The sequence below is a fragment of the Streptomyces sp. NPDC004721 genome, from assembly GCF_053601495.1.
On the sequence record NZ_JBSGBZ010000006.1, the window covers coordinates 239,135 to 245,608 of the forward strand.

4 protein-coding genes and 1 pseudogene are annotated in these 6,474 nt (G+C 71.0%); 4 read left to right on the forward strand and 1 reads right to left on the reverse strand.

The window, feature by feature from the left end; all coding sequences use genetic code 11:
• Nucleotides 1-172 precede the first annotated feature (172 nt).
• Together ACWEK3_RS07780 and ACWEK3_RS07785 are read left to right on the forward strand one after the other, a co-directional pair.
• Complete coding sequence (locus ACWEK3_RS07780; RefSeq protein ID WP_450541422.1) at nt 173-1,378, forward strand: NAD(P)/FAD-dependent oxidoreductase; 1,206 nt, start codon at nt 173-175, stop codon at nt 1,376-1,378.
• Between the two features lie 350 nt (nt 1,379-1,728).
• Nucleotides 1,729-2,625, forward strand: a complete 897-nt coding sequence (locus ACWEK3_RS07785) for an RNA polymerase sigma-70 factor (protein WP_453249180.1) — start codon at nt 1,729-1,731, stop codon at nt 2,623-2,625.
• A 116-nt stretch (nt 2,626-2,741) separates the two neighbouring features.
• Here ACWEK3_RS07785 and rox read toward each other — a convergent pair whose 3' ends face one another.
• Nucleotides 2,742-4,178: a rifampin monooxygenase gene (gene rox / locus ACWEK3_RS07790; RefSeq protein WP_450541418.1), complete on the reverse strand. Its 1,437-nt coding sequence runs from the start codon at nt 4,176-4,178 to the stop codon at nt 2,742-2,744.
• 369 nt (nt 4,179-4,547) lie between these two features.
• Between rox and ACWEK3_RS07795 the strand changes: the two genes are divergently transcribed.
• Together ACWEK3_RS07795 and ACWEK3_RS07800 are read left to right on the forward strand one after the other, a co-directional pair.
• The gene (locus ACWEK3_RS07795) at nt 4,548-6,308 is read left to right on the forward strand and encodes an MOSC domain-containing protein (RefSeq protein ID WP_453249181.1); all 1,761 of its coding nucleotides are present in this window, start codon (nt 4,548-4,550) and stop codon (nt 6,306-6,308) included.
• Between the two features lie 63 nt (nt 6,309-6,371).
• Nucleotides 6,372-6,474: pseudogene (locus ACWEK3_RS07800) on the forward strand (IS982 family transposase); the annotation flags it as partial.

Below are 6,474 nucleotides of genomic sequence, written 5' to 3' on the forward strand. Positions count from 1 at the left end.
CACCGTGCCGAGCGGCTCGGTTCCCGACGCCTGCCCCTTGCCGCCCGTTCGCGGCTTCCCTCGCGCGTCTCGGAGCGGACCCACGTCCGCGATAGTGATCCACCTCACACGCTGTCACAGCGGTCGACCACGCGGTGTCTTGAGGCCGAACCCCTGAAACGGAGGAGACACCATGGTGGAGAACACGGACGTCGTCGTGATCGGTGGCGGATACGCCGGCGTCATGGCCGCCAACCGCCTGACGCGGCGCGCCGACGTGACGGTGACACTGATCAACCCGCGCCCGGCATTCGTCCACCGGATCCGCCTGCACCAGCTGGTGGGCGGGACCGACGACGCCGTCGTCGACTACCGGGACGTCCTGGCCGACGGCGTCCGGCTGGTGGTCGACTCCGCGACACGGATCGACGCGGCCGCGCGCCGCGTGACGCTGGCCACCGGCGGCACGGTCGGCTACGACTACCTGGTCTACGCGGTGGGCAGCGGCAGCGCCGACCCGCACGTGCCGGGTGCCGCCGAGTTCGCCCACCCGATCGCCACCCTGGAGGAGGCGCAGCGCCTGCGGCCGATCGTCGACGCCGCTCCCGCGACGGCCGCCGTGACGGTCGTCGGAGCGGGTCCCACCGGCATCGAGACCGCCGCCGAGTTGGCGGAGGCCGGACGCACCGTGACCCTGGTCTGCGGTGGGGTGCTCGGCCCGTACCTGCACCCTCGGGGTCGACGCTCGGTGGCCGGGCGGCTGGCGGCGCTGGGGGTGACCGTGCTCGACGGCCCCGGCACGGAGGTGACGGCGGTGACCCGCGATGCCGTGCGGCTCGGTGACGGCCGCGAGCTGCCGAGCCGGGTGACCGTCTGGACCGCCGGCTTCGGCGTGCCCGACCTGGCCGCGCGCAGCGGGCTGAGCACCGACGCCCTGGGCCGCCTGCTCACGGACGAGACGCTGACGAGCGTGGACGACGAACGCGTCGTCGCGGCCGGGGACTCGGCCGCACCGTCGGACCTGCCGTTGCGGATGAGCTGCCAGGCCGCGATACCTCTGGGCGCGCGGGCCGCCGACACGGTGCTCAGCCGGATCACGGGCGAGCGGCCCTCGGCCCTCAACCAGGTGTTCGCCGGCCAGTGCATCAGCCTGGGCCGACGCGCCGGCATCTTCCAGTTCGCCCACAGGTACGACGTCGCGCTGTGGTTCCACATCGGCGGTCGCGCCGGCGCGAAGGTCAAGGAGTTCGTGTGCAGGGGCATCGTCAAGCACCTGGCCGGCGAGGCACGCAAGCCCGGTTCGTACGGCCTGCACCGCGTCTCGGGAGGTGCCAAGCGCCAGGAACTGCTGGAGGTCCGGCGCGACGAGGCGCCGGCCACCGGCGCACGGGCAGCCTAGTGCCCCAACAGGCAACGTTCGCCCCGTCGCGACGCCCGGCACGCTCCCCCGAGCTCTTCGAGCAGGGGGGACCCCCACCCGCCGCACCGGCCGAAAGCCCAAGTACGTCCAGTACGAGGACTTCCGGCCGGCACTCCCCCAAGCTCTTCGAGCAGGGGGTACCCCCAGAGCACGCACCGGACGCCGCTCCTTCACGGGCGAACGTTGCCTGCCGGGGCACTAGTCGGGCACGCGTGGGCACCGAACAAGCCGGTCGGATCGAACGGCCACCGACGAGAAGGACCGTGCTGTGCATACTCGCTTGAATGCCCTCGGCGACGGGGCCGTCCGCGAAGGAGAGGGGCCGAGAAATGAACGACCACACCACTGATCCGGCGACCGAGGCGTTCATCGTCCACCGCAACCTGCTCTTCACCGTCGCCTACGAGATGCTCGGATCGGCTGCCGACGCCGAGGACGTCCTCCAGGAGACCTGGCTGCGCTGGGTCGAGGTCGACTTGGCGCAGGTGCGCGACCAACGCGCCTACCTGGTCCGGATCACCACCCGGCAGTCACTCAACCGGCTGCGCGCGATGAAGCGCCGCAAGGAGGCGTACGTCGGTCCCTGGCTGCCCGAGCCGCTGCTCACCGCGCCGGACGTGGCCCAGGACGTCGAGCTGGCCGAGAGCGTGTCGATGGCGCTGATGCTCGTCCTCGAGACGCTGTCGCCGACGGAGCGCGCCGTCTTCGTACTGCGCGAGGTCTTCGAGGTCGGCTATGACGAGATCGCGGCGGCCGTCGACAAGAGCCCCGCGGCCGTCCGCCAGATCGCGCACCGCGCGCGCCGGCACGTCGACGCCCGCCGCCCGCGCAAGGTGGTCTCTCCCAGCGAGACCCGGGCGGCCTTGGCGTCGTTCCAGCGCGCGTTCGAGACCGGGGACCTGCAGGGCCTCCTCGACGTGCTCGCGCCCGAGGTCGTCCTGATGAGCGACGGCGGTGGCGTCAAGCAGGCCGCGCTGCGGCCGATCGTCGGCGCCGAGAAGGTGGTCCGCATGTTCGTCGGCAGCGCCGGCAAGGTCCGGGGCAAGCTCACCATCGACCCCACGCTGGTCAACGGCGGCCCGGCGCTCTTCGTGCGCCTGGACGGCGAGATCGACGGCATCATGGCGGCCCGTGTCGAGGACGCCCGCATCACCGGCCTCTACTACGTCCGCAACCCGGAGAAGCTGTCCCGCGTCGAGTCCGAGACCCCGCTCACCCTGCGCTGAAGACCGGTGGCGCGACGGTCGCGCCCGGCCAGGTGGCATCGGGCGGGGAGGGGGGCGACGGCTCGGGCGCCCCCTCCCGCCTCCAGGATCAGTGCGATCGGGTCGGCGCGCGCCGCTCAACTGGCGGACGCCCCGAACCACTTGGGGAGCCGGCTGAGCAGATCCTGCTGATCCTCACCGACCCACGCCACATGGCCGTCCGGCCGCAGCAGTACCGCGGGCGCGTCCAACTCCTCGCTGACGTCCACGACGTGATCGACCCGGTCCGCCCAACCGGCCACCGAAAGGCGGCCGGTTGGGTCGAGCAGCAGCCCGCGTCCACCGTGCATCAACTCGTAGAGGCGCCCCCGCTTCAGCCGAACGTCCCGCAGCCGCCGGCCGAGCAGTTCGTGGCCCTCGCCGAAGTCGTAGCGGATCTCGACCGCGGTGATGATCCCGGTCACGTACCGGTTCACCTCCTCGAAGTCCATCAGCTTCGAGAACAGCTCCCGCAGCGCGGTCGCACCCGGATCGGTCCCCAGCAGCGTGATCTGCGCGCGGGTGTTGTCCAGCACCCGGGCGCCCACCGGGTGCCGTTCGGCGTGGTAGCTGTCCAACAACCCTTCCGGTGCCCAGCCGTTGACCTCGGCGGCCAGCTTCCAGCCCAGGTTGAACGCGTCCTGCACGCCCAGGTTGAGCCCCTGCCCGCCGGTCGGCGGATGGATGTGCGCCGCGTCGCCGGCCAGCAGGACCCGGCCCACCCGGTAGCGCTCGGCCTGCCGGGTGGCGTCGCCGAACCGGGACAGCCAGCGCGGCGAGTGCGCCCCGAAGTCGGTGCCCGCGACAACCCGTAGCTGCTTCTTGAACTCCTCGAGGGTCGGCGCGGTCGCACGGTCCTCGGACACACCGTCGGCGGGCACGACGATGCGGTACACCCCCTTGTTCCCGTCCACGTCGGGGATGGCACCGAACCGCAGCTGGGTCTTGCGGACCTCCGCGACGACAGCGGCGATCGTCGCCGGATCCTCGGTCACCTCCATGTCGCCCAGCAGGGTCTCGACCTTGGCGGGTTCACCCGGGAAGCCGACGCCGAGGAGCTTGCGCACGGTGCTGCGGCCGCCGTCGCAGCCGACGAGGTAGCGCGAGCGCAGGTGCGTGCCGTCGGCCAGTTCGACGGTCACCCCGTCCTCGTCCTGGCACAGTCCGACCACTTCGCGTCCGCGCCGGATCTCGGCACCGAGTTCGAGGGCGCGCTCGTCGAGCAGCCGCTCGGTGACCGGCTGCGGGGTGGCGAGGCCATACGGATGTGCCGTGTCCAGCCGGTCCGGCCACGGCTTGTGGATGCCGCCGAAGAAACCGCCGGCCTGGAACTTCTCACTGACCGCGAGGAACCGGTCCAGCAGACCGCGCTGGTCCATCATCTCGACGCTGCGCGTGTGCAGGCCGCGCCCGCGGGACTGCCCGGTCGGCTCGGTCAACTTCTCCAGCACGACCACGTGCACGCCGTGCAGCCGCAACTCGCCGGCCAGCATCAAGCCGGTGGGTCCGCCGCCGACCACGATCACGTCAATCATCAATACGCCCGTTCAAGGAGATGGGATTCCACCAGTCGGCCGCCCCACGCGGTCCGGCGGCACGCACACCCGTATGCCGATATAGCGCACGCACTTCGCGAATTACCTGTTTCAGCAGGTTCCGGCTTCGAGTGGAGATTCTGCGGCACGACCCGGGTCTTGCCGCAAGGCTCCTGGTGCGCTATAGGTTGAGAGTGGCAAGGAGTGGGTGCTCCTTGCCTTTGTCTTTGGCTGTGTCCTTTGCCGTCCAGCACGGACGAACGCGCCTCCTGCCGGCCCAAGAACTAGGATCGATCCCAGCGCACAGATCACAGCGCCATGAGGGGCCGCTCCGGCTGCCCCGGCCGACCACCCCGCAGGAGGTCCGCGATGGCGACGCTGCTGTCCGTCAACGTGGGGATGCCCACCGACGTCTCATGGCAGGGAAGGACCGTCCACACCGGAGCCTGGAAGACCGCCGTCCAGGGTCCCCGCATGGTCCGGCGGCTCAACGTCGACGGAGACGGCCAAGGAGATCTGGCCGGGCACGGCGGCGAGATTCGCGCCGTCCTCGTCTACCAGTCGGAGTCCTACCGTTACTGGCGAAAGCAGCTCGGCCGCGACGATCTGGCCTTCGGGATGTTCGGGGAGAACTTCACCGTCGACGGACTGCCCGACGACGAAGTGCGCATCGGCGACCGGTACCGCATCGGCGAGGCCGAATTCGAGGTCACCCAGCCCCGCGTCACCTGCTACCGCGTCGGTATGCGCCTCGGCGAACCCACCATGGCGTCCCTGCTGGTCGCCCACCACCGCCCCGGCTTCTACCTGCGCGTGCTCGCAGAGGGGTACGTTCAGGCCGGCGACGAGATCACCCTCACCCGCAAGGGGCCCGAGGAACTCAGCGTCGCCGACACCGACGCGCTGCTCTACCTCCCCGACCGCGACCCCGCGAAGCTGCGCAAAGCGCTGAACATCCCCGCCCTCAGCCCCGGATGGCAGCAGTCCTTCCGCGAACTCGCCGCCGCCCAGCAGCCCACACAGGAACCTGGATGGCCGGGCGAACGCGCGAGCACCCGGCAGTCCAGGGAGGAGCCGGGGTGGCCGGGCTTCAGGGCCATGCGCGTCGCCCGCATCGTCCCCGAGACCCCCGACGTCTCGTCGGTCTACCTCGACAGCGCCGACGGCACGCCCCTGCCCGAGGCCCGCCCCGGCCAGTACCTCTCCATCCGGCTCGCCGTCGGCGACACCGTCCCCACCGTGCGCAGCTACTCCCTGTCCTCCGCGCCCACCGCCCACACCTACCGCATCAGCGTCAAGCACGAATCGTGCGGGAAGGTCAGCGGCTACATCCATGCCACGCTGCGCCCCGGGGACCTCGTGGACATCGCAAGCCCCCGAGGAACGTTCGTACTCGAAGCAGGCACCCGCCCGATCGCCCTCATCTCCGCGGGGATCGGCGCCACTCCCGTGCTCGCCATGCTCCACCGGCTCGCCTCCGCGCGAGACCCGCGCCCCGTCTGGTGGATCCACACCGCGCACGATCGCGCCCACCATGCGTTCGCGGACGAGGCCCACGCCCTCCTGACACAACTCCCCCACGCCCACGAGCACATCTACTACACCTCCGAAGCCCCGCCCCCGGGCGAGCGCCACATCACCCGGGGCCGCCCGACCGCCCCGGCGCTCACGGCCCTGGGCATCCCCGCCGACGCGGACGCCTACCTCTGCGGGCCTACCGCCTTCATGGAGGACCTCGGCGGTTTCCTGCACGATCACGGTCTGCGCGCCGAGCGGATCCACACGGAGCAGTTCAGCTCCCTTCCCGCCATCAACCCCGGCGTCACGCCCACCGCCGTCGTCCGGCCGCATCAGCCGCCGGGCCCCAGGGGCACCGGCCCCCTCATCACCTTCGCCCGCAGCGGCATCAGCACCCCGTGGTCACCGGCCCACGCCTCACTGCTCGGCCTCGCCGAAGCCTGCGACATCCCCACCCGCTGGTCCTGCCGCACCGGCGTCTGCCACACCTGCGTCACCCACCTCATGGCGGGCGACGTCACCTACACCACCCCACCCCTCGAACTCCCCGAAGCCGGTACCGTCCTCGTCTGTTGCAGCCGACCGGCCGACGAAGTCGTCCTCGACCTCTAGACGAGTCATTCCGAATGCTGACGGTGCGTTTGGGAACGCGGACAGGGCGTCCAAGATCGATCTGTGACGAATGACCTGGACGCCCTGCTCACCGCACTGTACGTGAAGATCGACGACGAGATTGGAGACACCCGATGGCTGGGCCGCCCACCGCGATTGACGGACT

Coding starts and splice junctions, on each gene's coding strand:
- ACWEK3_RS07780 (WP_450541422.1), top strand. CDS start 173: ATGGTGGAGAACACGGACGTCGTCGTGATCGGTGGCGGATACGCCGGC.
- rox (WP_450541418.1), bottom strand. CDS start 4,178: ATGATTGACGTGATCGTGGTCGGCGGCGGACCCACCGGCTTGATGCTG.
- ACWEK3_RS07795 (WP_453249181.1), top strand. CDS start 4,548: ATGGCGACGCTGCTGTCCGTCAACGTGGGGATGCCCACCGACGTCTCA.
- ACWEK3_RS07785 (WP_453249180.1), top strand. CDS start 1,729: ATGAACGACCACACCACTGATCCGGCGACCGAGGCGTTCATCGTCCAC.